Raw genomic sequence first — 23,903 nt, 5'->3', positions numbered from 1 at the left:
TTCACTGTTGGTTAACCTGCTGGGTATGCGAAAACCTTTAAGTCTTCTCCAACCTTTTCTACTGTTTCAAACCGCAATTGTACAGCCTCATCCACCGTTTCCACGTCTTCCCCTCTAAATGGAGTATAGGAGGATTTCCCGCCTAAAATCTTCGGTGCAATGTAAACAATGTATTTTTGAATGAGATCAGCTCTCATGAAGCTTGCATTCACTTCACTGCCGCCTTCAAGCAGGATATCTGTTATCCCCTCTTCATACAGCCTTTGCATTGCCGCCTTAAGATCAAGCTTTCCATCATCAGACACCTGAAGAATTTTAACGCCTTTTGCTTTTAATGCCACTGCCTTCTCATGATTGATATCGAGCCCTGTGACAATTATTGTTTGAGCTTCAGAACAATCTGTTACATTTGCATCAATTGGCGTTCGCAGCTTGCTGTCTAAAATAATTCGAATTGGATTTTTGGCAGGCTGGTCAAGACGAGTCGTTAATCTTGGATTGTCAGCTAGTACAGTTCCAACACCGACAAGGATTGCATCGACTTCATTGCGAAGATAATGAACCTCTTTCCTCGCTTCCTCCCCTGTAATCCATTGGCTGTGACCTGTATATGCTGCTATTTTGCCGTCTAATGTCATAGCAACCTTAGAGATAACAAATGGAGTTTGTGTGATCATATTGTGCATAAAGCGTTCATTTAGCTTTTTTGCTTCCTCCTCAAGCACACCAACTTCCACTTCGATACCAGCATCTTTTATAATGCCAATGCCTTTACCCGCAACAGACGGATTCGGGTCCTGCGCTGCAACTACGACTCTTTTCACACCAGAGTCTTTCACCAAATTTGCACATGGTGGTGTTTTCCCGAAATGCGAGCATGGCTCCAATGTGACATAAAGAGTTGCATCTTTAGCATGTTCGCCAGCCATTTTGAATGCATGAACCTCTGCATGGGGCTCACCTGCTTTTCTGTGCAGACCAGAACCGACAATAACGCCATCCTTCACTAAGATTGCACCGACTACTGGATTAGGATTTGTTTTCCCCTTGGCAGTTGCTGCAAGGTCCAAAGCCATTTTCATAAAATCATGATCCGTTTTTATCATCATTCTGCTCCTCAAAAAGTGACAATTTCTTCTTGCACTGGTATATGTCCAGATTTCAGGACCTTCGTATCTAAATACTTCTCATTAAATTCTGATCTGTCTCCCCAAAGTGGAACATTTTCTTCTGCAGTTAAGCCGAGCTTTTTTAATGCTTCCAGCTTTTTCGGGTTATTTGTAATTAATTTAACAGGCTTTGTACGCAATGCTTGCAGCACACTGATTGGCTCTTCATAGCTTCTTGTATCGTCAGCAAAATCAAGGGCATGATTTGCCTCTACAGTATCCATGCCTTCCTGTTGAAGAATATAAGCCAATGACTTAGTGAAAAGACCAATTCCTCTACCTTCATGGTTTGCCAAATAGAAAAGTGCTCCGCTGCCGTTCTCGACAATCATTTTCATGGACTGGTGCAGCTGGTATCCACAATCACAGCGTTTGCTTCCGAATATATCCCCTGTATGGCATATGCTATGCATGCGGATTAGCGTCTCATCTATATGTTCAAAGTCGCCATATACTAGTACTGATGACTGCTGGTACTCAGCAAGATTTAATGAGGGCAAGCTCTTAAGAAGCTCCTCTTTTGATTGTTGCTCTGCAATCGGCAGCCATGTATACCATTGGAATGTTACCACTTTATCTTCAAGCTGGACGGGCAGCTTTACAGGCCCGACTAAGCATAATTTTTTGTCTTCCTTGAAAGGTATCATATTCATTTTATTTTGAAGAAGATCAATTACTTCTTTTTTCATATTTAAGTCTCCTTTGAAATTCATCCATCTTAATTTGCATCATTTAATTATTTTTAATCAAACCACTTACTATATGTAAGTAAGTATATATATATAAGAAGATAGCGTCAAGTAATTAATTTACCTATTTTTCATCCCTGCTCTCTTATCGTACAAAAAGTGATAATAATTATCATATAGGAATATCTTTTTTTGTACAAACAACTTATTTTCACTCTGAAGTTTCAGAAGGAACAAATGGTATAATAGAAAGAATCTAGCTTTCTTTTTACTTATTTTAAGTTGTGTGGTTTAATAGTAAAATCTCGATAAGAAAGTTACTCATATTCACTTTTCCAACTCTTCCTTATAAAAGAATAGGAGGCGCTTCGTTTGAAAGAGAAAGAAAAAAAAATAATAGACTCTGCGCTGAAGCTTTTTGCGCAAAAAGGATATTCCTCCACCTCCATTCAAGAAATAGCAAATGATTGTGGAATATCAAAAGGTGCTTTCTATATATATTTTAAATCGAAAGATACATTATTGTTTGCCATTCTTGATTATTATTACAAGGAATTAGTCGAACTGTTTGACAGCATCAAGCATAAAGACATTACAGCAAAGGACAAGCTGGTTGAACAAACATCAGCCTTTTTTGTACATGCCTTAAAACATAAAGACTTCATTATTATGCAAACACGCGAGCAAGCAATTCCGCTTAATGATTCTATTAAGCAGTTAATAATCCAAATGCAGACAGATATTAGAGAATTTTCTTTAGCTTACTTGCTTGAATTATACGGAGAAAAAACGAGTCGCTTTCACTTGGATCTTCAAATTATGTATGAAGGACTGTTGCAGTCATTTTTAAGACTTCTGCTTCATGGACAGATTGACATGAGTGCACTTACTTTGTCTCAATATTTGTGGAGAAGAATGGATTCTATCGTGGATGGGATAGCGGATGATTCTCCCATTTTCACTGAAGCAAATATACACAAGTTACTGCATAAACCGAAAATTGATTTTATGGCATCAAGTACAGAAAAAGTAATCGATATCCTCAACCAAATCCGCAAAAAGGCAGAAGGATATGCAGATAAGGATTCGCTTGAAATCACATTGGACGTACTGGAATCTGAAATTAAAACAGACTCCCCTCGTAATCCAATTATTCAAGGAATGCTTTCAAACCTTGCAGGATATGACGAGCTGCATGAATCAATTGAGAAAATTAAAAAATATTATTGCATTTCTCCCTTTACTAAGTGAATAGGCAGTACAATAAAAAATCTTTCATTTTATTATGAAAGATTTTTATTTCGTCCATAATGACATATATACAATTATGATGGAGTGAAATATTTTGCCTAACACTGTACTCACCGCATTTCTACGTCTTCCGATCAGTCTCAGAATTCTATCTATTGCAGCTTCCATTATCCTTTTTTTCGGAATGGTCATTACGATAGTAGAGCCTGACAACTTCCCATCCTTTTTTGAAGGAGTATGGTGGGCCATTATCACAGCATCTACCGTCGGATATGGCGATTACACTCCTACTACAATTATTGGAAGATTGACAGGCATGCTGCTTATTCTTACTGGAGCAGGTTTTTTATCAACATACTTGGTAACATTGGCAACAGCAGCAGTCGCCAGACAAAATGCCTTTTTGGAAGGAAAATCAGCTTATAAAGGGCGAAATCATATTGTCATTATCGGATGGAATGAACGTTCTAAGGCGCTGATTCATTCTATCACAAAGGATGGCATAAAAGCAGTCATTACACTTGTTGATGAATCTCTTTCTCAAAACCCAAGCCCTGAATCGCTCCATTTTATTCAAGGGAATCCAAATATTGATGAAACGCTCCTGCGCGCCAATATTTTGAAGGCCAGCAAAGTCATTATTACTGCTGACCAAAGTAAAGAGGAAATGTATGCTGATATGAATTCAATTTTGACATTGCTCGCCATAAAAGGGTTAAATCCTGAAGTTCCTTGTATTATTGAAATATTGACTGTAGAGCAAGTAACGAATGCCAATCGAGCCGGTGCTGATGAAATTATTCAAACAAATCGATTGTCCAGCTTTGTTATGCACAGTAGTCTTAATTCACAAGATACAATGATTGCCTTCCTTGATTTGTTAGGGAATTTCAAAGATAAAAGATTGCAAATTGTCCCATTGGGAGAATGGAGAAATGAGGAGAGACTTGATTTTGCTGCTCTCAGTTCGTATCTTCTTCTTGATGACAAGCTATTATTAGGGGTAAAAAGAGGCAGTCAGTCTTATATTAAGCCAGGTGCATCCTTTATGGTGGAGGAAAAAGATGAGCTAATCCTGATTGCCGGATTATAAAATCCATAAAAAAGACACCTCCAATTGTTAGACCTTTGTCTAACAATTGGGGTGCACTTCAAAAAAGGCGCTGTTTTTTTATGCATTGAATTAATTCTTTACGTATGTTTTACATGCTTCCATACATTGCAAGCAAATTTCTGCACAATATTGGCAATGTTTATGGTCATGCTTTTGGCATTCTTGGGCGCACGCCTCACAAACCTTCAGACACAGCTCGGCAAGTTCTTTCGCATATGGAGATTGGCGGATTATTGCTTGTTCTAAGTTGGCACAAAACGCCATGCATTCCCGGTCTAAGCGAATACAATCTATCATCATATTTGATTCATCTTCAGCAAGACATTCATTCAGGCAGTGATTAGTTGCTATCATGCATTCCTGTAATGCCCGTATTAATGTTTGGTCCTGTTCTACTAACATTCATATCCCTCCTAAAACAATTATGAATTATAGTAGTTATTTATCCTTAATTGTCTTTCTAAAAACATGAAAATATAAAATGGTCGAAACAAAAAGGACAACCCTTTATATGGATTGTCCTTTTCAAGTGATTAATCTCTTATTTCAAACGGCTTTCAAGTTCTGCTTTTTTCTCTTCGAAGCCTGGTTTGCCAAGCAATGCGAACATATTAACTTTATATGCTTCAACACCTGGTTGGTCGAATGGGTTAACTCCAAGAAGGTATCCGCTGATTGCGCATGCTTTCTCGAAGAAGTACACTAAGTAACCGAAAGTGTATTCGTCCATTTCAGGAATTGTAACGATTAGATTTGGAACACCGCCATCTGTATGTGCAAGAAGTGTCCCTTCAAATGCCTTGTTATTCACAAAGTCCACTGTTTTACCTGCAAGATAGTTTAAGCCGTCAAGATCGTTTTCTGCTGCTTCAATCGTTAATTCATGACGAGGCTTGTCTACTTTAACAACTGTTTCAAAAATATCGCGACGACCTTCTTGAACATATTGCCCTAATGAGTGCAAATCAGTTGAGAAGTTAGCGGAAGACGGGTAAATACCTTTTTGGTCTTTCCCTTCACTTTCGCCGAACAGCTGTTTCCACCACTCAGAGAAATATTGAAGTCCTGGCTCATAGTTAATAAGCATTTCGATTGTTTTGCCTTTATTGTAAAGTACATTACGTACTGCAGCATATTGGTATGCAGCATTTTCACTTAATTCTGAAGAGCTGAAGTCTTCACGCGCAGCTGCTGCACCCTTCATCATTGTCTCAATATCTGCACCACTAACTGCGATTGGAAGCAAGCCCACTGCTGTCAGTACAGAATAGCGCCCGCCAACATCATCAGGAATAACAAATGTTTCAAAGCCTTCTTCAGTAGCAAGTGTTTTTAATGCACCGCGCGCTTTGTCAGTTGTTGCATAAATTCTTGATTTTGCTTCCTCAGCACCGTATTTCTCTTCCAACAGCTTGCGGAAAATACGGAATGCGATTGCTGGCTCTGTAGTTGTACCAGATTTAGAAATAACATTGATAGAGAAATCCTTATCACCTAAGAAATCGATAACATCGCTCATATATGTTGAGCTGATGTCTTTTCCGATGAAGATGATTTGTGGAGTTTTTCTTTTATCCTTAGATAAAGCATTATGGAAGCTGTGGTTCAGCATTTCGATTGCTGCACGTGCACCAAGATAAGATCCACCAATTCCGATTACAAGCAATACTTCAGAATCGTTTTGGATTTTTTGTGATGATTTTAAAATACGGGAAAATTCTTCTTTATCATAATCAACAGGAAGATCGATCCAGCCTAAGAAGTCGCTTCCTGCTCCAGTTTTTTCATGCAAGGAATGATGAGCAACTTTAACCGCATCAGATAAGTATGTAATTTCATGTTCTCCAAAAAAGCTTAATGCCTTTGAGTAATCAAAACGAACGTGTGTCATAAATGATCCTCCATTATATTTATTTTTGTATCCTCTTTCACTTTATACAAAGTGTCCAAACTAATCAAGAATGAGATTGTTTTGAAAGCGGATACAAATAGAGTTTTTTTTCGTAATTCATCTTTTAGTCACTATTACCTATTAGGTCCCAACTAATTAAATTAGCTGGGACCTAATAGTATTTTATGATCAATAGAAGCTAAGCACCTCTTACAAGGATGCTTTGTAAATAGCACGAACGTCTTCAGCCTTCAATAAATTAAAGCGGCCGAATTCTCCTCTTGCCATTGCTCTGTCAACCATAAGCTCAAGCTTGCTGTCATCAATATCATAGTCTGCAAGCGTTGATGGTGCACCGATGCTGTTCCAGAATGCTCTTAGCTTATCAATGCCTTCCAATCCAGCTTCCTCATCTGTTTTACCTTCTGGGTCCACTCCAAACACTCGTACAGCAAGCTGCTTGAATCTTGAAGGCTTCACACTCAAGTTATGCTTCATCCAGTTAGGGAAAAGAATGGCAAGGCCTCCTCCGTGCGGAATGTCATAAACAGCTGACACTGCATGCTCAATATTATGTGTTGCCCAATCCCCTTGGTAACCCATGTTAAGCATGCCGTTTAATGCCATTGTGCCGGAATATAGGATTGTTGAACGATATTCAAAATTCTCCAAGTCCTCAACAAGTTTAGGACCTGTTTCCATTACTGTCTTCAGCAAAGATTCACACATATAATCTTGGAATTGTGTGTTCTCTTCTAAATGGAAATAATGCTCAAGTACATGTGACATCATATCCACAATTCCATAAATCGTTTGATTTTTAGGTACTGTATATGTATTCTCTGGATCAAGAATAGAGAAAACAGGGAATGTTAATGGGCTTCCCCAGCCATACTTTTCTTGTGTTTCCCAATTAGTAATAACAGAACCTGAGTTCATCTCAGAGCCTGTTGCAGCAAGTGTTAACACTGTTCCAAATGGCACTGCTTGTGTTGGTATTGCTTTTCTTGTCACAATATCCCATGGATCTCCATCATATTTAGCGCCCACAGAAATAGCTTTCGTACAATCAATAACACTTCCGCCACCAACAGCTAAAATAAAATCAATTCCTTCTGTCTTGCAGATATCTACGCCTCTTTGAACAGTTGTTAATCGAGGGTTTGGCTCTACTCCTGACAGTTCAAAAACTTCTTTATTATTTTCTTTTAAGATGCCAACAACTTGGTCATAAAGGCCGCTGCGTTTTATGCTTCCTCCACCATAAACGAGAAGGATCTTATTTCCGTACGGAGCAAGTTGATCTGCGAGCTGCGATAATTGGCCCTTCCCAAAAATTAATTTTGTCGGGTTATAAAATGTGAAATTATTCATGCTCACTTTTCCTCCTATAATCAATATTAATGCTCCTTTTGTTCCTGAAATGAAGGAATCAGCAGGAGGACACTACTTATTATTTACTAAATTAATTTGAAAATCAAAAGAAATGAACTGACATTACCAAGTTACTTACCAAACATTATCTTACCCAAAAAAAGAAAAAATGCAGAATAGCCAATGTATAAATGCAATGCCATTGCAAAAGATAATAAGGAATCCAATACAAGGAGGAAATAATCATGAGTGGTATTCAAAGAACAGCATTAGTGTTGACGATTATAGGAGCAATAAATTGGGGACTAATTGGATTTTTTCAATTTGATTTAGTAGCAGCCATTTTCGGCGGGCAAGAATCTGCATTGTCAAGAATCATCTATGGCTTGGTTGGACTTGCAGGCTTAATCAATTTAGGACTCCTATTCAAGCCAAGTGCTGAAGTATCTCGTGAACCTGAACCAAGATCAATTAAATAACATAAAAAAAAAGCAGGATGCTTGAGCATCCTGCTTTTTTTTATTACTTCTTAATTAAATCGCTGCGGTTTGATTGATCAATCCACTCTTGCAATTTGTCTTTAAGTGTATTGAACCCTTGGCTGCTGTCTGCATCAACAGTAACAGGAGCTGCTTGGCGCTTAGCGCGAGGTTTTTTTGTTTTTTCAGCATCTGCTGGAGCTGCTGGTGCTTCTTCAGTAGCACGGATAGATAATCCGATTTTTCCTGCATTTCCATCAACAGATAGAACTTTCACTTTCACTTCGTCGCCAACTTTAAGGAATTCATTGATATCCTTAACATAGCCATGAGTTACTTCTGAAATATGAACAAGCCCTTGTTGGTTTTCGTCTAGAGAAACGAAAGCGCCGTATGGCTGAATTCCAGTAACCTTTCCTGTTAATACACTTCCAACTTCGATTTTATCTGACATGAGAACACTCCTAGTATTTTATATATTAATTTTTCCTTTAATATGCATTATAAAATTATATCACAAAAGAGACGTTAATACAAAAGGTATTTTTATATCTCTCCGCTTTAAGCAGGACATTTAAAGTTTTTGCCAAGTTTGCTTAATAAATGCTGGCAGAATGTTTCCAAACAAAAAGGAAAAGGTGAAACAAAATAAAACCTAAATCGTTCCTATTTCCCGCAGGAGTCGAGTGGCCTCCGCCCTATTCTACTGGTACTTCTAATCATTGTAATGAAGCTAATAACAAAAAAAAAACGAACTATCACTCAATAAACAATAGATAGTTCGTTTTTGGATTACATATTTATGTTAAACCTCATTATTGTCTGTATCTATCTGTAAAATCCTTCATTCTCTTTAAAGCTTCTTGCAATTGTTCTAATGAGGAAGCATAGGAACAACGTATATGTCCTTCACCACTCTCACCGAAAACATTTCCTGGCACGACTGCTACTTTTTCTTCCAACAATAGCTTCTCTGCAAATTGCTCTGATGTTAAGCCTGTCGCTGTAATATCAGGGAATGCATAAAATGCTCCGCCTGGAATATGACAGCTTAAGCCCATATCATTTAAGGACTGCACAACAAGATTTCGTCTGCGACGGTAGCTTTTCTTCATATCTTCAACATCATTGCTGCCTGATTTTAGGGCCTCAAGTCCAGCAAACTGTGCCATTGTTGGGGCACACATTAAGCTGTATTGATGGATTTTAAGCATAGCCTGCGTTAATTCCTCTGGTGCACACACAAAGCCAAGTCTCCATCCAGTCATCGCAAATCCTTTAGAAAAACCAGAAATAAGCAATGTTCTGTCCCACATTTCGTTAATTGCAGCCATACTAGTGTATTCCTCGTCATAGCACAGCTCTGCATAAATCTCATCAGATACTATCAGCAAATCATGCTTTTTCGCAACCTTTGCGATTCCCTCTAATTCAGATGCAGACAATAGCGAGCCTGTCGGATTGCTCGGCGAACAAATCATTATTGCTTTTGTTTTAGCTGTTATCGCTGCTTCCAACTGGTCAGGAAGAACCTTAAATTCATTTTCCTTTAAAGTTTGAACAGGCACTGGTGTGCCTCCTGCCAAGGTAACGAGCGGCGCATAGGCAACAAAGCAGGGCTCAAGCACAATAACCTCTTCATCTGGATTTAAGATTGCTCTTAAAGCAATATCAATTGCCTGGCTTGCTCCAACAGTTACAATTATTTCCGATTTAGGATCATACTCGACATGAAACCTTCTGTTCATATAAGAGGATATTTCCTCTCTAAGCTCCAGCATACCTGGATTTGCCGTATAGGAAGTATAGCCTTGCTCCAAGGACAGGATGGCGGCTTCCCTTGCAGACCATGATGTTACAAAGTCCGGCTCCCCAACCCCAAGTGAGATGACTCCCTCCATGTTGGAAGCCAAATCAAAAAATCTCCTTATACCCGAAGGCTTCATTTCCGCAACTCTGTCGGCAATATAGCTTTTTGTCTGATTCATCACGGTGACACCACTATCCTTTTATCATCATTATTCGGTTCAAAAATTGTCCCATCATGCTTGTATTGCTTAAGGATAAAATGAGTTGTCGTCGACAAGACTGAATCCAATGTAGACAGCTTTTCTGACACAAATCTAGCGACATCATTCATTGATTTTCCTTCAATAATAACAGACAGATCGTATGTCCCTGACATTAAGTATAACGATTTCACTTCTTTGAAGCGGTAGATTCTTTGGGCAACCTCATCAAAGCCAACTCCACGCTTTGGTGTTACTTTAACATCGATCATTGCGGTAACGCCTTCATGCCCCTCCACTTTCGACCAGTCCACAATGCTCGTATAACGGACAACTACTTTCATATCTTCCAATTTGGCTACAATTTCTTTCGTCGTCTGCAAATCTTCCTCAATCATCTTAGAGATATCTTCATCTGTAATACGGGCATTTTTTTCTAAAATTTCTGCCACTTCAATTTCTTTTTCTGTCAACTTCATTTATATCCCTCCAAATTTTTGAGCGAAAATTTTTCCCCGTTAAAGGGCACAAGAGCCACTTTCCTTTGTAAGCAACAGCTTTGCTGAAATAGAAAGACAATTTTCCATCGCAATCGTTTCTTCGAAGGAAAACTCATATATCTTCTGAATTTCTGCAGCAAGTTCCTCTACATTGTCGGTTTTATGGACAGCATAGACACAATCTGCAATTTCGGTATCATAATTCCCCACACCAATCTTAAAGGGATCCCATTCATTCAAAAGCACTATAAGCTCTACGTTCACTTCTTGGTTATTCATACTTTCACCTTTATTCCTATTTTGCTGTCCATATTTTATCATAAAATATGTGCCGTTAACACGATTACAACCAAAATGGGCTAATTTTTTGCTGTGGATTTTATGAACCAGCACCGACCAATTAGTCCTATTATTTACTTCATACATTTTATTGCAGAATCATTGACAAAATAGAAAACGAGGAATATCCTAAGATAAAGTTGCGCTAAGGAAACATTTTATCATATAGGAAAAAACCAAAAGAAATCAGGTGAACAAATTGGAAAGAAGTAAACAGGCTTCTCATGTAGATTCTGTTTTAAACGGTCCTAAAGGAATCAAAAAGTTTCTGCCGTTTCTTGGTCCTGCCTTTATCGCCGCCATTGCCTATATTGATCCAGGTAATTTTGCTACAAATATCGCTGCAGGCTCCCAATACGGTTACTTATTATTATGGGTTATCTTGTTTTCTAATATTATGGCCTTAATCATTCAATCATTATCTGCAAAGTTAGGAATCGCTACTGGAAAAAACCTCGCTGAAGTAGCGCGGGAGGAATTTCCTAAGCCCGTCAGCATCGGATTATGGATTCAAGGTGAACTAGTCATCATTGCTACCGATTTAGCCGAATTTATCGGCGCTGCACTTGGGATATATTTACTTTTTGGTATCCCAATGCTTGAATCCAGCATCATTGCTGCAATCGGCAGCTTTGCGATATTGGAGCTTCAAAGAAGAGGCTACCGCTCCCTTGAGGCTGGAATTACTGCTATGCTGTTCATTGTTGTCTTATCATTTATTGCACAAATGTTTTTCGCTAAACCGGATTTACAGTCAGTAATGCATGGTTTGTTTACACCACAGTTTAAAGGTACGGACAGTGTACTGCTTGCTGCAGGAATACTTGGGGCAACGGTTATGCCACATGCCATCTATTTACACTCTGCCTTAACTCAAAAGAGAATTGTCGGAAGAACGGATAAAGAGAAGAAAATGATCTTCCGTTTTGAGTTCTTTGATATCCTTATCGCCATGTTGATTGCAGGCTTTATCAATGCTGCTATGCTTATCGTGGCGAGTGCATTGTTTCATGCAAATGGCTTTGTTGTTAATGACCTTGATGTTGCCTTCACGCATTTCGAGCAATTAGTTAGTCCGTTATCTGCCATATTATTCGGTTTAGGACTTTTAATTGCAGGCTTGTCCAGCTCTTCTGTTGGTACAATGTCCGGAGATGTTATCATGCAGGGCTTCATCAATTTCCGAATTCCGATTTATGTTAGAAGGCTGATTACCATTATCCCGCCAATCATCATCATTGCTTCAGGGGTTAATCCAACTTCGGCATTAGTATTAAGCCAGGTTATCCTGTCCTTTGGGATTGGCTTTGCTTTAATCCCACTAATTATGTTTACTAGCAGTAAACGAATTATGGGCAGTTTGCGGAATACAAGGATAATCACTATTCTTTCTTGGATTATTGCAGCAGTTATCGTGCTTTTAAACTTATTCTTGCTTTACGATACTTTTTTCTAACTATTACTATTTAAAAAAAGCATGTGAACAGTTGCGTTCCATGCTTTTTTTTGATTATTTTTTTATTTCTCCACATGAAACTCTGTTCCCAGAATCACCAGCAGGCTGTGTCATTCCATCGTCTTCTTGTTCTGTTATCACGATAGAAGTGCCCTTTGGCGTAAATAATGAATTTTTCGCATCGCGCAGTGTAACCTGCGGTGCCATTAACTCTGCCTTTACAGAACCATCTGCCTCAACAATTATATTGGGAAGATCACCTGCGTGCGCTCCTTTCGGGTGCAGCAAGCCATGCTCTTTGTCCTCAGGATTTAAGTGATTACCAGCGCTCTGAAACTCAGGAGCCTCACATTTTCCTATTTCATGAATGTGAATCCCATGCACTCCAGGTGTTAGCCCCTTTAAATTAACTGTAAGCATCACTCCTGATGTTTGCTCTTCTATATTGATTGTCCCCAAGGAATCGCCGACATCATTAAACATTTCCACATCTACCTTAGATACATCTCCTGACGCACAACCTGTAATAATAAGAAGTGCCGCTATCATAGGCATGATTTTTTTCATTTACGAACTCCTCCAATATCGATAATAGGAGTATTATTTGTAGAAATAATCAAATTATGCCAGTTCTTCTATTTCTAACATAACTATTGGATATGGTACTATTTAAGAAAGATTGTACTAGGAGGCGTATGAAATGGAAGTTCTTGCAGTTGGTACTAAGGTTACCGCCATTTATAAAACAGGAAAATACATCGGTGAAATTACAGATATTCGCAGCAATAGCTATTTGGTTCGAGTATTGGCAGTGCTTAAACACCCCATGCAAGGGGATTTACACAATCCGAAGCAAGCAGAAGGCGTCTTTTTCCATGAAAGGAAGGCACTTTCATTCAGAGAGCAAATGAACACGCCTAAGCCAATGGTAAAACCATTTGAAGAGGAAATACCCGACTACAGGACATCACTTTTACTAGCTGTCGATAAAATGCGCTCAGACCTTACGGAGGACAATTCAGTATTTGCGGAAAAAAGCTTAAGAAATCTTGAAATACTGGAAACGGAGTATAACCGTGTTTACAAAAAAGCATAAGGGCTGAAAAAACAGCAAAAAAATAAAAGGGTGGCAACTAATAATACTTAGCTGTCAATCCTTTTTTTATGCAAATTTATTATAAAACTTGGATAGATCAATTAAATCACCGATAGTTGTCGTTTCTGTTTTCCCTAAGTATCTTTTGTCTTTTTCGACGAATTTAAAGATATCAAAGGTTGTAAGGGCATCGTCCAAGGCTCGATGATGTTTCCCTGTCCCTTCACTGCCATACTCTCGCACTGCTTTCCACAAACCAGTCTGGTTTTGGTCTCCAAAAAACCTTTTGTACTCCATAGACAGATCAACTTCACTACAGAAATGAGGAAATGCTGCACCTGCCATGCTGCAATTGCTTTTGAGCACCTTCATGTCCATATTGCCCCATGTTACGACAATATTTGAGTAGCCGCTGCCAATCTCCTTGATTTTTTCCAGCAAGCCCAAGAATGTAATCCCGTTATCGACTTGCTCCTGAGTAATATGTAAGAAGGACTTACATCGCTCTGAAAGAATGGGAAATTTGTTAGGAGCCACATAGGCAGAGTAGGTTTCTCTTATCTTGTCATTAACGACAGCAACGATGCCGACTTCAATAATTTCCGGCTGAAACCCTTTATATTTAGTGTTTCTTTCTGGCATTGTAAACTCAAAGTCTATAAACAAATGCTGTTGCTGCTTCTCCATCTTTTCACCTTCTTTCTTCAGAATATCCGGTCGACTAAATTTTATAAAAGCCTTTTCTTCTATTATAACAGAATATTCACGAAGCTTTAAAATTTTCTATTTATTTTTTTGTTAACTTAAATCGTAATATTTTATCCCGTTTTTTTGCAAAATACTTCATGCATACATGCCAAAAATCCTTTATGCTTTTATTAACATCTTATTAATGAGGGAAAAGAAATGAGAAGAAGACTCGGAATTATTTTTACACTTTTAATGCTGTTTAGTTTAGTTGCTGTCCTTTATTTGACAGCAGTAGAAAAAAAGAACTATATTAGCTTTCATAAATTTTTAGATGACAGTATCCCGCTGTCTTCCATGAAGCTTGCTCAATCTAGCTTTATTACCGATACTGATGGAAAAATCATTTCGGAAATCAACCCTTCAACAGGAATAAGAAAAATGGTACCAAAAGAAGAAATCCCCCAATATGTGAGGGACTTATTCATATTGTCAGAGGATCAACATTTTTATGACCATGTTGGGTTTGATCTTCCTGCTATCGGCAGGGCTATTCTGACTAATGCCGAATCAGATTCAATCGAACAAGGCGGAAGTACCATTACACAGCAGCTTGCAAGGAATATGTTTCAGTCCTACGACAAGACATACAACCGCAAACTGAAGGAACTGCTTTATGCCTATGAATTAGAAAGAAAATGGACAAAGGAAGAAATCCTGACCCAGTATATCAATGCCGTTTATTTTGCTAATAATATATATGGCCTAGAAGCTGCAGCAAATTATTATTTCAACAGCAAGGCTAGCGACCTGTCAAAAGCAGAGCTGACCTTTTTGGCGAGCATACCAAATAACCCCACTATTTATGATCCGAAAAAGCATTTTGAGCAAACAAAAAAAAGACAAGCTCGGTTAATACAGTTAATGAAGAAGGAAGGGAAGATTTCCGTAAAGGAAGCGGAGAAAATGACACAAGAAAAAATCACGCTCCACCTTCAAAAGAAAACGGACCTTTATCCTGATTATGTCACATATGTAGAGGATGAATTAAGAACGCTTGTTTCTGTAAAAGCAGGCTATGCAGAAAAAATAAAAAATGCAGATGAACAGGAAACAGAGGCACTTAGCAAAAAACTTGATGCAGAGGTTCAAACTGTTCTTGAGCAAGGGGTTATTATTCATACAGGATTAGATCGCAAGCTGCAGGATAAAGCTGTTAATGCTGTTAAAAGCTCACTTAGCTCGATAGATGCAGAGGGAGCTGCTGTTGTCATCAATCATAACAGCCATACAATCAGTGCGCTTGCTGGCGGAAAAAAGTATCAAAAATACGACTTTAACAGAAGTTATCAGGCGTATCGCCAGCCCGGCTCTGCAATTAAGCCATTGCTTGTGTACGGACCTTATCTTCAGGAAACAGGCAAGAATATTTCTAGTCTTGTGAATGCAGATGCGTTTTGTAAGGATGGCTACTGTCCGCAAAATTACAGTGGACAAGGATATGGCAACGTGTCATTGGAGCAGGCTTTTATTCACTCCTATAACACGCCTGCTGTCAGGCTTGTTGATGAAATTGGATTAGAGACTGCATTTAGCTATTTAGCCCATTTTCCATTTAAGAAGGTAACAGAAAAGGATGTTCATTTGTCCTCTGCAATTGGCGGATTCACGACAGGCATGTCACCATTAGAGTTAACGAATGCTTACACGGTATTTGGGAACGATGGCAACTTCGAAAGCTCTCATGCTATTACCTCTGTTACAGATCTTAACGGTAAACTGCTATATAAATGGGAGGAAAAAGGAGCAAAAGTTTGGAATTCAGACACAAACGACAAAATGAGAGCACTGCTCAAGAAAACAGTCACTGCCGGAACTGCCAAGAAGGCAAGCTTTCCATCCGCTTATCTCGGTGGCAAAACAGGTACTACTAATGATTATAAAGACTACTGGATGGTCGGATTATCCAAGGATATTACCGTCGGCGTCTGGGTCGGAAACGATTCACCAACAAATCTGAAGAGCATCGAAAGCAAAGCGCCACATTTGTCCATTTGGAAAAAGATAATGACGCCATAAATACCATTTATTCTGAACAAATGGTTCAGAATAAATGGACACCACTGATAAGGTGGTCGTTTGGAACGTTGAAAGGCTTCGGCGCTTATGCACCGAAGCCTTTCTGTTCGTGAAAAAACATTTCCGTAATCCAGCTTAAATGGGCAGGCTGCCAATTATAGCATTGTAAAGCTTAATACATAACAAAATGAATCCGGTTATCATGACAGCCCATGTTAATACTTGAAAAAAGATATAAAAAACAATGCCACTAAAACTGAGACTGCTGCTCGCTGAATTGACAAAATAGACGAAATAAACAAGCGTTGTCACTACAAAAATACCAAGCAAAAGTGCATAGCTGTAAACACCAAAAAGCGACAGAATGCTTCCACAAAAATAGATTAAGCTCCCTTTCCTTGTCTTAATCAGGCTTTCACCTTTTGAATCAATGGAGAAAAATAATAACGATAATCCATTCAAAGTATCTGCAATAAGTTTGAGTGCAGATAAGGCCATAAAAATAAAAACACAAAAAAACAGCAATAATGCGAGCCTTATCCCTGTTTCTGAAAAAAACTCAAGCAGACCTTCATACATTCCCAGCCTCTTAAAAACAGCAATAATACTTGATTGAATACGGATAGCAAATGATAAACTAAAAAAACTTATTGAAAAAAGCGGAAAGTAACTTGTCAAATAAGTATTCATCTAATTCCCTTTAAATCTCCTTATACTTAACATTATCTTAACCACACTGCTTTTATTGTAGTAAAAAAGACATTATTGTGCAAAACTCTATAGAAAAAAATGAGTGCTCTCCTCCTATTTTTTCCTAATAAAATCATTTATACCCCTACTTTATTTACAAGCTAAGCACAAGCATTAACATTTAGAATAATTTGAACAAAGGCAAACAATATTGTAATATGTACCAACAGATCACAAGGCTAACAACATACAAAAAAGAGCATATTATTATTGTCCTGTTACGGACAAACTTGAATCGGGGTGAAACTAAATGGAAAATATTCGTGAAGGCTTAATTCCAACTGTCTTAGGTACTGCAGTAACAACAGCTGGTATTGTTATGAAACAAAATCGCAGAATCGATTCCATGGTTTCTAATACTGTGTTCGGCTTTGGCTTGGCACATATTGTACTAGGAGCAATTGATTTAGTGGAACACCGTAATAAGTAAAATTCCCAGCATTAGTGCGAAATGTAATTTTTTCGCCTAATGCTTTTTATTTCTCCAAAGTGTAGAAAAGTATGTAAATTGTTCATATGAAAAACAGGGGAAGAATACGATTAAATATCCACTATTCAAAGTGATTGGAGTGAATAATATGTTTAGACAACAAACTCATCGCTGTTACCCCTTTTCACCAATACCTATTCACCCATATTTATTCTACCCATATCCATTTCGCCAGCTGCCAGAAGTAAAGCCAGACCAGTTTGTAAAGAGCGCTCAAAATAGCTTGATATTGTTAACAGATGCAAGGACTCTTATGACAAGATTTCAATCAAAGGATTATGCAAGACGGGTTATGCAAGCAGCACAATCCTCCAACACCAATGCTGTTAACGAATTACTGCGAACAAGCGGCATTACCCATCTCCCAAAGGTAAAATATACTCCTGACGGAATTACATTGGATTTTGATAATAAAAATGCCCCTCCTTGCTGTTATTTAACATTAAAGCTGCGCTGGAGCGAACTTTAAAAAAAGAAAAACCCGCATGCAAATGATGCGGGCGATAACTTCTTAATAATATGGGTAAGGGCCGTACGGGCCTGGGCCATAAGGAACCGGACCATAAGGGACTGGAGGTCCATAAAAATAAGGTCTTGGTCTTACTAAAGCGCCGCCTACTGCTCCACCAACTAATCCGCCTATTAAACCACCAACTAACGGTGCGCCAAAAAATATTCTTGAGTCATGAGGATGTCTATATCCATACATCTGTTGCATTGCCTCCTCTTCTTTGTGTTCTATTTATCCTTACTCTATTACATATGCATCTGTCCCTTTTTTGGACTGGGCAAAAGCCTCACACAAGGAAATTCCCCTAAGTTATAGGCTTGGGGGATTTCCTTATTTTAAGCACCTTTCACCCACTGCTTGTTTATACTATAAGGAAATCTTTAACTACAGGAGGATAATCATATAGATGAATGAGTTATTCGATCTTACAGGAAAGACGGCTATCGTAACAGGTGGTGGAAGAGGGTTAGGAAAAGAAATGGCTGCATGCTTAGGAGAAGCTGGCGCCAATATTGTAATTTGTTCGAGAAAGCTTGAAAATTGCAGTGAAACAGTGGAATTTCTTAAAGCAAAGGGAATTCAAGCAATCGCACTTGCGTGTGATGTAGCAAATCAAAAAGAAATAGAAGAAGTAATTGTAAAAACCGAGGAACAGTTTGGCTCGATTGACATCCTTATTAATAATAGCGGAACTTCCTGGATAGCTCCTACATTAGATTATCCTGAGGATAAATGGGACAAAGTCATGGATGTTAATGTAAAGGGAGCCTTCTTATTTTCACAAGCTGCTGCAAAAAAAATGCTTCAGCAAAAATCAGGAAAAATTATCAATATCTCCTCTGTGACTGCTTTATTCGGCACACACCCACTCTTTTTAGACGCCATTGCTTATAACACCAGCAAGGGTGCTATTATCACATTAACAAAAGAACTGGCAGTTAAGCTCGCTCCTTATAATATTCAAGTGAATGCAATTGCACCTGGCTTTTTCCCAACAAAGATAACATCTGTCTTAGAAAAACACGAAAAACAGCTTTTAATGAAGATACCAGCACATAGGGCTGGTGATTCAAAAGATTTAAGAGGACTGACACTTTTATTAGCAGGTTCTGGTTCTGATTATATAACTGGACAGACAATTGCCATAGATGGTGGCATGTCATCCATGCTTTAAGAGTAGCTTAGCAATTTAAAAAAATAATGAACAAATGAAGAAAGGATGTTTTTTATGGGTCAGGTTACCTTAGATGTATATGATTTACTGAAACGAGGAGGAACTTTCCTTCAATTCCAAATCAATAATATGATTCAAAATCAGCTTAATAATTATTCCCTAATTGAATTAGCCAAGTCGCAACCAAAAGCGCTTGCCAAAAAAATAAAGCTAGTTCAAAAATATACAGAACAGACTGCTACCATTTTGAATTTCCCAACTAAAACGGATTTATCCAATGCTACTCAGCTCATTATTCAATCAGAAGAAAAAATTGATAATATTGATGACCAAATTTATCAAATGACAAGAATGCTGCAAGAGATGAAAGAGCTTGTTGAAAAGATTGCTGCAAGCGAGGAAACAAATTCTGAACCAATTTCTCTTAGTTTAAGTGAAGAAATCGCCAAGCAAGAGGAAGAAATTGCGTCCCTTCAACAAGAAATGCTGGATGTTAAACAGAAAATGGCCGAGCAAAAAGAACAGTTTTATTTGACAGAAGCATCCTCTGATGACCCTTATAAGGTGAATTAACTATGGTGCTGAAACGATTTTCCACATTTTTCGGGGCACTTACGGAGGAAGATATACCTGTCGGCCTCTCCGAAAGGTACCCTATTTGGAAGACAAACAAAACAACCCTCTGGTATTATCCAGCTCGGCAAAAAAAGTTTAAAGAACCGATTTTCCTTATATATTCTATCGTTAATAAGGCATATATTTTAGACTTGGCTCCATCAATCAGTCTGATTGAGTCCTTTACAAATGCTGGATATGACACCTATTTAATTGATTTTGGCATTCCTGGCTTTGAAGATCGCGACACATCAATTGATGACTATATTACAAAGTATATTGATAAAGGCTACCAGCGCGCACTGCGTCATGCAGGCACCGACGAAATGACGGTCATTGGCTTTTGCCTCGGCGGAACACTTGCAGCCGTTTTTGCGGCGGTTACGAAGGCAAAAATAAAAAATCTGATACTAGCCGTATCACCAATTGATTTTTCTAGTTTCCCTATGTATGATAAATGGCTTAAAGCGCTCCGCAACGGAGAAATTGAAATGGAGGAATTTACTGATGCCATTTCGATGGTTCCACCGGACTTTATTAAATATGGAACTAGAATGATTGCAGCACCTGTGTCCTACAGCCACTATTTGGCATTGCTGAACAGAGTCGATGATCCAAAATACCGGGAGAAATGGCTGAGAATGAACAAATGGACACTTGACCATATCCCGCTTCCAGGCAAGGCATTCAAGCAGCTTATGAATGACTATATCCGTGATAACAAAATCGTGGAAGGCGGCTTGGAAATTAACGGAGAGCCTGTCGACTTCAGCAATATTACTTGTAACCTGCTTGTATTTTCCACTAAATATGATCCACTTGTCCCAAGCACCCTTTGTGAGCCCATCATGGACGTCGTTGGCAGTGAGGATAAGACATTCGTTTTGTTTGAAGGTGGTCATGCATCGTTAGTTGCTAACAAAAACATGCCATACCCAATGGAAGAATGGCTTTATAACCATTGCATAGAGATAGATGGAGCGGACTCTAATTAATCCCATTGAATAAAAAGAAGCTGTGCCTTATGAGCACAGCTTCTTTTTCGTTTAATCCTCTTGACCAAATCTTTCGACCAATAAAGCTAACGTTCTTGTCATGACGCCTGTAGCACCCGCTTTTTGCAGCTCTGAATTTTTACTCGTATAGGATGTGCCTGCAATATCCAGATGTACCCATGGTGTGCCTTCTGCAAATTCTCCAATGAAAGCACCCGCAACAATTGCATGTCCTTCTCTCCCAGGAGAATTATTTAAGTCTGCTACTGGACTATTTCTTACTCTTTTTTTATGGCTTTCAAAAATCGGCAATCTCCAGATAGGTTCTCCTGCTTCATACGATGCTTCAAGTACTTGTTCAAACAGCAATTCATCATTCGTCATTGCACCTGTCGTTTCCATCCCAAGCGCAACAATGACACCACCTGTTAATGTAGCGACATCAACAAGATAGTTTGCACCATGATGTTTTGCATAAGTAACAGCATCTGCAAGCACTAATCGGCCCTCAGCATCAGTGTTCAACACTTCAATTGTTTTTCCACTCATGGATGTAATAACGTCATCTGGTTTAAAGGCAGATCCGCTTATCATATTGTCTGTTGAAGCAATAACAGCCACAACATTTTGTTCTGGCTTAAGCTCTCCGACAATTTCCATTGCGCCAAGAACTGCTGCAGCACCACCCATATCTGTCTTCATTCCAACAATGCCGTCCTTCGGCTTGATCGAATAGCCACCAGTGTCGAAGGTGATTCCTTTCCCGACAAGACCGATAACATCTGTCCATTCTTCTTTTCCTTGATATTTTAGTACAATCATCTTCGGAGGTTCTGTCGAGCCTTGGTTTACAGCAAGAATTGCGCCCATGCCAAGCTTAAGCATATCCTCTTTCTCCAGTATTTCGACTTCAAATCCATATTTTTCACCGAGCTTTTCTGCATATGCAGCCATATCCGTTGCAGTCAGCATATTACCTGGCAAATTAACAAGTGTTCTTGCCGAATTTGTTCCGCTGCCATATGTATAGCCTACGTTTGCAGCCGCCTGAATTTCTTTCTCATCTGTTTGACTATATAAAATGATTTCCTCTATCTTTTTGTCTGGCTCATTTGATTTTTGCTTATAGCCTGTATATTCATATGTAGACAATGCAAATGCTTCTGCTAAAGCATGTGCAGCATCAAGCGAATCAAGGGCATCTGTAGTAAAAGAGTTCAACAGAACGGCAGCTTGTTGATACTTCCATTTAGACAACTCTTGAAAAACAGCACCGTAAACCTCTTGCAAATCATGGAAGGATAATTCCTTTTGTTTTCCTAATCCTGCGAAAACAATTCTTTTGGCACCAATCTTACCAAAAGTATGAACAATATGTATTTGGTTTTTCTTTGCGGAAAGATCGCTTTCCTTTAATAATTTTGTCAGCTCACCGTCAAAGGCCTCGTCTAATTCCGCTAATTGGCCTTCCAGTTTAATAGATTTCTCAAACAATCCGACTACTATACATTCTAATTTATCTGTAAAGTTCCATTCTTGTTTTAATGTAAACATTCTTTTTCATTCCTCCATTCTTCTAATCCATTTTCTATTATAGCGGACCTTTAGATATTTCGTATAGCTAATTACTTTTCACTATCAGAAAATTGCTTTTTTAAGTAGAACTTCATCATTTTGGTTATGTTATAATAGTAATAAAGTGATTTTCTTTCAATTAACACTATTTCCATAATTGCGGTCTTTTATTATAGAGATGATTAATTTGCTGCAATAAGGGTAATGTTTTATTTTATAGAAATACATAACCTTGAGGTGATTTTTTTTGGAACTTCTTATTAACTTTCCTTTTTTAGCAAGTCTTGCAGCAATTTTCTTCGCTCAATTCGTTAAGGTTCCTATTACTTTTTTTGTTACAAAAAAAATTGATTGGTCTCTGTTAACAAGTACAGGAGGAATGCCTAGTTCTCATTCGGCTGCAGTGACGGCACTGGCCACAGGGGTAGCCATGGAAACTGGTGCTGATTCACCGATTTTCGCAGTTTCTGCTATCTTCGCAATCATCACAATGTTTGATGCAACAGGAGTAAGAAGGCAAGCTGGAGAACAAGCTATCGTTCTGAATCAACTTGTGAATGATTTTAATAAATTTGTGGAGGATGCAAAGGACTGGCAACAAAAACCTGAACAGCAGAAAAGAAAACAGCTGAAAGAGCTTCTTGGACATAAGCCGATTGAGGTTTTCTTTGGAGGTCTTACCGGAATTGCACTGACACTTATACTTGATTTAATCTTTCGATAAAAAAAAGTTCCACAAGATTTTCTTGTGGAACTTTTTTTTATTTACTTTCAGCACTAGTATATTGCGAACGGAACACCTGCATAGCCTTTGCCTCATTAAAGGCTGTTAAAGTATCCTCTGTCAGTTTTCCTTTACCCATTTCAACAACGTATACATCAACTGTTTTCTTACCCCACTGGCTGTAGACATCATCAACTGTTTCATAATATAAGTCAAGCTTGTTCCCTTTTATGGCAGAGCCTGTATCTGCTACTACCCCAAAACCATAGTCAGGAATAAAAAGCACTGTTCCAATTGGGAAAACACTTATGTCAGCAGCAATTGTGCTGTATAAATCTCGTTTTACTTTCACTCCAGAGTATGTAATGCCAAATGACGGATGATTAGGATTTTTTCCTGTCGATTCATAACCAGCAGTATAGCCAGTAGCCACAACTTGCCTTTTTTGATATTGTGACCAATCTCTATCTTCAAGTAATGGCGGGTTTCCTTCAACCTCAGTGCTAGAAGATATTTGCGTCGTATCAGCAAGGGCTTCCTTCAAGTTTTTAAAACCAAAGCCAATTTGTTTAAAAGTATGATTGAGATAGTTATCTTCTTTTGTTTCCTCATTATTTGAAAGATGGAATGAACTTGCTTGAACGCCTGAAATGGATTGAAATGTTGTTAATAGTGCTGCAACGAAAAGGAAGGTCATTCCGACCCTTCTAAGAATTTTTTTATTTGTCATATAATTCAACTCCTCCAAAACTATTCATTTCCCAAAATAAAGACAATTATTCACAAATAGTTTAAAAGAGAAGCTTTTTTCCTAGTAAATTAACAAAAATTGTTATAAAAAGGCGGTTTTTTTCTGGAATAAAGCATGTTTTTAGCGTTTATTCTGGCTAAAAAGCTTGCAGCTTACTCAGGTAAGTTCCCTGCATATGCTCTATT

The 23,903-nt window shown here is 38.4% G+C and carries 27 protein-coding genes; 12 read left to right on the top strand and 15 right to left on the bottom strand.

From position 1 onward, the window contains the following. Positions 1-11: 11 nt before the first annotated feature. Together ribD and CEQ21_RS16965 are read right to left on the bottom strand one after the other, a co-directional pair. The gene (ribD, locus tag CEQ21_RS16970; RefSeq protein ID WP_185767311.1) at positions 12-1,106 is read right to left on the bottom strand and encodes a bifunctional diaminohydroxyphosphoribosylaminopyrimidine deaminase/5-amino-6-(5-phosphoribosylamino)uracil reductase RibD; all 1,095 of its coding nucleotides are present in this window, start codon (positions 1,104-1,106) and stop codon (positions 12-14) included. Positions 1,107-1,117: 11 nt separating this feature from the next. Further along, on the bottom strand, positions 1,118-1,858 hold the full coding sequence (locus tag CEQ21_RS16965) for a GTP cyclohydrolase II (protein ID WP_185765548.1): 741 nt from the start codon (positions 1,856-1,858) through the stop codon (positions 1,118-1,120). A gap of 372 nt (positions 1,859-2,230) precedes the next feature. Here CEQ21_RS16965 and CEQ21_RS16960 point away from each other — a divergent pair, with 372 nt between their 5' ends. Together CEQ21_RS16960 and CEQ21_RS16955 are read left to right on the top strand one after the other, a co-directional pair. After that, positions 2,231-3,109, top strand: a complete 879-nt coding sequence (locus CEQ21_RS16960; RefSeq protein WP_185765547.1) for a TetR/AcrR family transcriptional regulator — start codon at positions 2,231-2,233, stop codon at positions 3,107-3,109. A gap of 94 nt (positions 3,110-3,203) precedes the next feature. Further along, positions 3,204-4,202, top strand: a complete 999-nt coding sequence (locus CEQ21_RS16955; RefSeq protein WP_185765546.1) for a potassium channel family protein — start codon at positions 3,204-3,206, stop codon at positions 4,200-4,202. Between the two features lie 90 nt (positions 4,203-4,292). Here CEQ21_RS16955 and CEQ21_RS16950 read toward each other — a convergent pair whose 3' ends face one another. From CEQ21_RS16950 to CEQ21_RS16940, 3 genes are all read right to left on the bottom strand, one after another. Beyond that, positions 4,293-4,625: a four-helix bundle copper-binding protein gene (locus CEQ21_RS16950; protein ID WP_185765545.1), complete on the bottom strand. Its 333-nt coding sequence runs from the start codon at positions 4,623-4,625 to the stop codon at positions 4,293-4,295. A gap of 139 nt (positions 4,626-4,764) precedes the next feature. Beyond that, on the bottom strand, positions 4,765-6,114 hold the full coding sequence (locus tag CEQ21_RS16945; RefSeq protein WP_185765544.1) for a glucose-6-phosphate isomerase: 1,350 nt from the start codon (positions 6,112-6,114) through the stop codon (positions 4,765-4,767). A 210-nt stretch (positions 6,115-6,324) separates the two neighbouring features. Then, the gene (locus CEQ21_RS16940; RefSeq protein ID WP_185765543.1) at positions 6,325-7,488 is read right to left on the bottom strand and encodes an iron-containing alcohol dehydrogenase; all 1,164 of its coding nucleotides are present in this window, start codon (positions 7,486-7,488) and stop codon (positions 6,325-6,327) included. Positions 7,489-7,733: 245 nt separating this feature from the next. Here CEQ21_RS16940 and CEQ21_RS16935 point away from each other — a divergent pair, with 245 nt between their 5' ends. Further along, positions 7,734-7,967 (top strand): DUF378 domain-containing protein, encoded by a 234-nt coding sequence (locus tag CEQ21_RS16935; RefSeq protein ID WP_127737983.1) that lies wholly within the window; start codon positions 7,734-7,736, stop codon positions 7,965-7,967. Positions 7,968-8,010: 43 nt separating this feature from the next. On the opposite strand, the gene yugI is transcribed toward CEQ21_RS16935, so the two are convergent. The 4 genes from yugI to CEQ21_RS16915 form a co-directional block, all read right to left on the bottom strand. After that, positions 8,011-8,421, bottom strand: a complete 411-nt coding sequence (gene yugI, locus CEQ21_RS16930; protein WP_127737984.1) for a S1 domain-containing post-transcriptional regulator GSP13 — start codon at positions 8,419-8,421, stop codon at positions 8,011-8,013. 361 nt (positions 8,422-8,782) lie between these two features. Next, positions 8,783-9,955 (bottom strand): aminotransferase, encoded by a 1,173-nt coding sequence (locus tag CEQ21_RS16925; RefSeq protein WP_185765542.1) that lies wholly within the window; start codon positions 9,953-9,955, stop codon positions 8,783-8,785. After that, positions 9,955-10,455, bottom strand: coding sequence for an Lrp/AsnC family transcriptional regulator (locus CEQ21_RS16920; RefSeq protein ID WP_127737986.1), 501 nt, complete (start codon positions 10,453-10,455; stop codon positions 9,955-9,957). The genes CEQ21_RS16925 and CEQ21_RS16920 overlap by 1 nt, the downstream gene beginning before the upstream one ends. Before the next feature lie 39 nt (positions 10,456-10,494). Continuing rightward, a complete protein-coding gene (locus CEQ21_RS16915) occupies positions 10,495-10,755 on the bottom strand; it encodes a DUF1871 family protein (RefSeq protein WP_185765541.1) in 261 nt (86 codons plus the stop codon). Positions 10,756-11,014: 259 nt separating this feature from the next. Here CEQ21_RS16915 and CEQ21_RS16910 point away from each other — a divergent pair, with 259 nt between their 5' ends. Beyond that, positions 11,015-12,271, top strand: a complete 1,257-nt coding sequence (locus CEQ21_RS16910; protein ID WP_235907279.1) for an Nramp family divalent metal transporter — start codon at positions 11,015-11,017, stop codon at positions 12,269-12,271. Between the two features lie 54 nt (positions 12,272-12,325). Here the strand turns inward: CEQ21_RS16910 and CEQ21_RS16905 are convergent, their stop codons facing one another. After that, complete coding sequence (locus CEQ21_RS16905; protein WP_185765539.1) at positions 12,326-12,838, bottom strand: superoxide dismutase family protein; 513 nt, start codon at positions 12,836-12,838, stop codon at positions 12,326-12,328. Between the two features lie 133 nt (positions 12,839-12,971). Between CEQ21_RS16905 and CEQ21_RS16900 the strand changes: the two genes are divergently transcribed. Next, on the top strand, positions 12,972-13,367 hold the full coding sequence (locus tag CEQ21_RS16900; protein WP_185765538.1) for a kinase-associated lipoprotein KapB: 396 nt from the start codon (positions 12,972-12,974) through the stop codon (positions 13,365-13,367). A 66-nt stretch (positions 13,368-13,433) separates the two neighbouring features. Here the strand turns inward: CEQ21_RS16900 and kapD are convergent, their stop codons facing one another. Then, on the bottom strand, positions 13,434-14,054 hold the full coding sequence (gene kapD, locus CEQ21_RS16895; protein WP_185765537.1) for a 3'-5' exonuclease KapD: 621 nt from the start codon (positions 14,052-14,054) through the stop codon (positions 13,434-13,436). A 219-nt stretch (positions 14,055-14,273) separates the two neighbouring features. On the opposite strand from kapD, the gene CEQ21_RS16890 reads away from it, so the two are divergent. After that, positions 14,274-16,133 (top strand): transglycosylase domain-containing protein, encoded by a 1,860-nt coding sequence (locus CEQ21_RS16890; protein WP_185765536.1) that lies wholly within the window; start codon positions 14,274-14,276, stop codon positions 16,131-16,133. A 135-nt stretch (positions 16,134-16,268) separates the two neighbouring features. Here the strand turns inward: CEQ21_RS16890 and CEQ21_RS16885 are convergent, their stop codons facing one another. Further along, the gene (locus CEQ21_RS16885; RefSeq protein WP_185765535.1) at positions 16,269-16,823 is read right to left on the bottom strand and encodes a DUF5366 family protein; all 555 of its coding nucleotides are present in this window, start codon (positions 16,821-16,823) and stop codon (positions 16,269-16,271) included. 310 nt (positions 16,824-17,133) lie between these two features. Here CEQ21_RS16885 and CEQ21_RS16880 point away from each other — a divergent pair, with 310 nt between their 5' ends. Both CEQ21_RS16880 and CEQ21_RS16875 read left to right on the top strand, forming a co-directional pair. Beyond that, on the top strand, positions 17,134-17,313 hold the full coding sequence (locus tag CEQ21_RS16880) for an asparagine synthase (protein ID WP_185765534.1): 180 nt from the start codon (positions 17,134-17,136) through the stop codon (positions 17,311-17,313). Positions 17,314-17,461: 148 nt separating this feature from the next. Continuing rightward, on the top strand, positions 17,462-17,842 hold the full coding sequence (locus CEQ21_RS16875; RefSeq protein ID WP_185765533.1) for a YuzC family spore coat inner layer protein: 381 nt from the start codon (positions 17,462-17,464) through the stop codon (positions 17,840-17,842). Positions 17,843-17,884: 42 nt separating this feature from the next. Here CEQ21_RS16875 and CEQ21_RS16870 read toward each other — a convergent pair whose 3' ends face one another. Continuing rightward, the gene (locus CEQ21_RS16870; RefSeq protein WP_127737996.1) at positions 17,885-18,082 is read right to left on the bottom strand and encodes a hypothetical protein; all 198 of its coding nucleotides are present in this window, start codon (positions 18,080-18,082) and stop codon (positions 17,885-17,887) included. A gap of 208 nt (positions 18,083-18,290) precedes the next feature. Between CEQ21_RS16870 and CEQ21_RS16865 the strand changes: the two genes are divergently transcribed. Genes CEQ21_RS16865 through CEQ21_RS16855 form a run of 3 tightly spaced genes read left to right on the top strand, consistent with a single transcriptional unit; the run spans position 18,291 to position 20,668 of the window. After that, the gene (locus CEQ21_RS16865; RefSeq protein ID WP_185765531.1) at positions 18,291-19,058 is read left to right on the top strand and encodes an SDR family oxidoreductase; all 768 of its coding nucleotides are present in this window, start codon (positions 18,291-18,293) and stop codon (positions 19,056-19,058) included. A 54-nt stretch (positions 19,059-19,112) separates the two neighbouring features. After that, entirely contained in the window at positions 19,113-19,631 is a 519-nt protein-coding gene (locus CEQ21_RS16860; RefSeq protein ID WP_185765530.1) for a DUF3450 domain-containing protein, read from the top strand. A 2-nt stretch (positions 19,632-19,633) separates the two neighbouring features. Continuing rightward, positions 19,634-20,668, top strand: a complete 1,035-nt coding sequence (locus tag CEQ21_RS16855) for an alpha/beta fold hydrolase (protein ID WP_185765529.1) — start codon at positions 19,634-19,636, stop codon at positions 20,666-20,668. A 51-nt stretch (positions 20,669-20,719) separates the two neighbouring features. Here the strand turns inward: CEQ21_RS16855 and CEQ21_RS16850 are convergent, their stop codons facing one another. Next, positions 20,720-22,222 (bottom strand): leucyl aminopeptidase, encoded by a 1,503-nt coding sequence (locus tag CEQ21_RS16850; protein ID WP_185765528.1) that lies wholly within the window; start codon positions 22,220-22,222, stop codon positions 20,720-20,722. 268 nt (positions 22,223-22,490) lie between these two features. Here CEQ21_RS16850 and CEQ21_RS16845 point away from each other — a divergent pair, with 268 nt between their 5' ends. After that, positions 22,491-22,967 (top strand): divergent PAP2 family protein, encoded by a 477-nt coding sequence (locus tag CEQ21_RS16845; RefSeq protein WP_185765527.1) that lies wholly within the window; start codon positions 22,491-22,493, stop codon positions 22,965-22,967. Positions 22,968-23,004: 37 nt separating this feature from the next. Here CEQ21_RS16845 and CEQ21_RS16840 read toward each other — a convergent pair whose 3' ends face one another. Beyond that, on the bottom strand, positions 23,005-23,697 hold the full coding sequence (locus CEQ21_RS16840; RefSeq protein WP_185765526.1) for a 3D domain-containing protein: 693 nt from the start codon (positions 23,695-23,697) through the stop codon (positions 23,005-23,007). Positions 23,698-23,903 lie beyond the last annotated feature (206 nt).

The organism is Niallia circulans, from assembly GCF_007273535.1.
Classification (GTDB): domain Bacteria; phylum Bacillota; class Bacilli; order Bacillales; family Cytobacillaceae; genus Niallia; species Niallia circulans_B.
This window is presented reverse-complemented; position numbering and strand designations above follow the sequence as displayed.

Excerpts from the sequence above, each read along its gene's own strand:
- ribD (WP_185767311.1), bottom strand. The coding sequence starts at position 1,106 with ATGATAAAAACGGATCATGATTTTATGAAAATGGCTTTGGACCTTGCA.
- CEQ21_RS16965 (WP_185765548.1), bottom strand. The coding sequence starts at position 1,858 with ATGAAAAAAGAAGTAATTGATCTTCTTCAAAATAAAATGAATATGATA.
- CEQ21_RS16950 (WP_185765545.1), bottom strand. The coding sequence starts at position 4,625 with ATGTTAGTAGAACAGGACCAAACATTAATACGGGCATTACAGGAATGC.
- CEQ21_RS16945 (WP_185765544.1), bottom strand. The coding sequence starts at position 6,114 with ATGACACACGTTCGTTTTGATTACTCAAAGGCATTAAGCTTTTTTGGA.
- CEQ21_RS16940 (WP_185765543.1), bottom strand. The coding sequence starts at position 7,488 with ATGAATAATTTCACATTTTATAACCCGACAAAATTAATTTTTGGGAAG.
- CEQ21_RS16935 (WP_127737983.1), top strand. The coding sequence starts at position 7,734 with ATGAGTGGTATTCAAAGAACAGCATTAGTGTTGACGATTATAGGAGCA.
- yugI (WP_127737984.1), bottom strand. The coding sequence starts at position 8,421 with ATGTCAGATAAAATCGAAGTTGGAAGTGTATTAACAGGAAAGGTTACT.
- CEQ21_RS16925 (WP_185765542.1), bottom strand. The coding sequence starts at position 9,955 with ATGAATCAGACAAAAAGCTATATTGCCGACAGAGTTGCGGAAATGAAG.
- CEQ21_RS16920 (WP_127737986.1), bottom strand. The coding sequence starts at position 10,455 with ATGAAGTTGACAGAAAAAGAAATTGAAGTGGCAGAAATTTTAGAAAAA.
- CEQ21_RS16915 (WP_185765541.1), bottom strand. The coding sequence starts at position 10,755 with ATGAATAACCAAGAAGTGAACGTAGAGCTTATAGTGCTTTTGAATGAA.
- CEQ21_RS16905 (WP_185765539.1), bottom strand. The coding sequence starts at position 12,838 with ATGAAAAAAATCATGCCTATGATAGCGGCACTTCTTATTATTACAGGT.
- CEQ21_RS16900 (WP_185765538.1), top strand. The coding sequence starts at position 12,972 with ATGGAAGTTCTTGCAGTTGGTACTAAGGTTACCGCCATTTATAAAACA.
- kapD (WP_185765537.1), bottom strand. The coding sequence starts at position 14,054 with ATGGAGAAGCAGCAACAGCATTTGTTTATAGACTTTGAGTTTACAATG.
- CEQ21_RS16890 (WP_185765536.1), top strand. The coding sequence starts at position 14,274 with ATGAGAAGAAGACTCGGAATTATTTTTACACTTTTAATGCTGTTTAGT.
- CEQ21_RS16885 (WP_185765535.1), bottom strand. The coding sequence starts at position 16,823 with ATGAATACTTATTTGACAAGTTACTTTCCGCTTTTTTCAATAAGTTTT.
- CEQ21_RS16880 (WP_185765534.1), top strand. The coding sequence starts at position 17,134 with ATGGAAAATATTCGTGAAGGCTTAATTCCAACTGTCTTAGGTACTGCA.
- CEQ21_RS16875 (WP_185765533.1), top strand. The coding sequence starts at position 17,462 with ATGTTTAGACAACAAACTCATCGCTGTTACCCCTTTTCACCAATACCT.
- CEQ21_RS16870 (WP_127737996.1), bottom strand. The coding sequence starts at position 18,082 with ATGTATGGATATAGACATCCTCATGACTCAAGAATATTTTTTGGCGCA.
- CEQ21_RS16865 (WP_185765531.1), top strand. The coding sequence starts at position 18,291 with ATGAATGAGTTATTCGATCTTACAGGAAAGACGGCTATCGTAACAGGT.
- CEQ21_RS16860 (WP_185765530.1), top strand. The coding sequence starts at position 19,113 with ATGGGTCAGGTTACCTTAGATGTATATGATTTACTGAAACGAGGAGGA.
- CEQ21_RS16855 (WP_185765529.1), top strand. The coding sequence starts at position 19,634 with ATGGTGCTGAAACGATTTTCCACATTTTTCGGGGCACTTACGGAGGAA.
- CEQ21_RS16850 (WP_185765528.1), bottom strand. The coding sequence starts at position 22,222 with ATGTTTACATTAAAACAAGAATGGAACTTTACAGATAAATTAGAATGT.
- CEQ21_RS16840 (WP_185765526.1), bottom strand. The coding sequence starts at position 23,697 with ATGACAAATAAAAAAATTCTTAGAAGGGTCGGAATGACCTTCCTTTTC.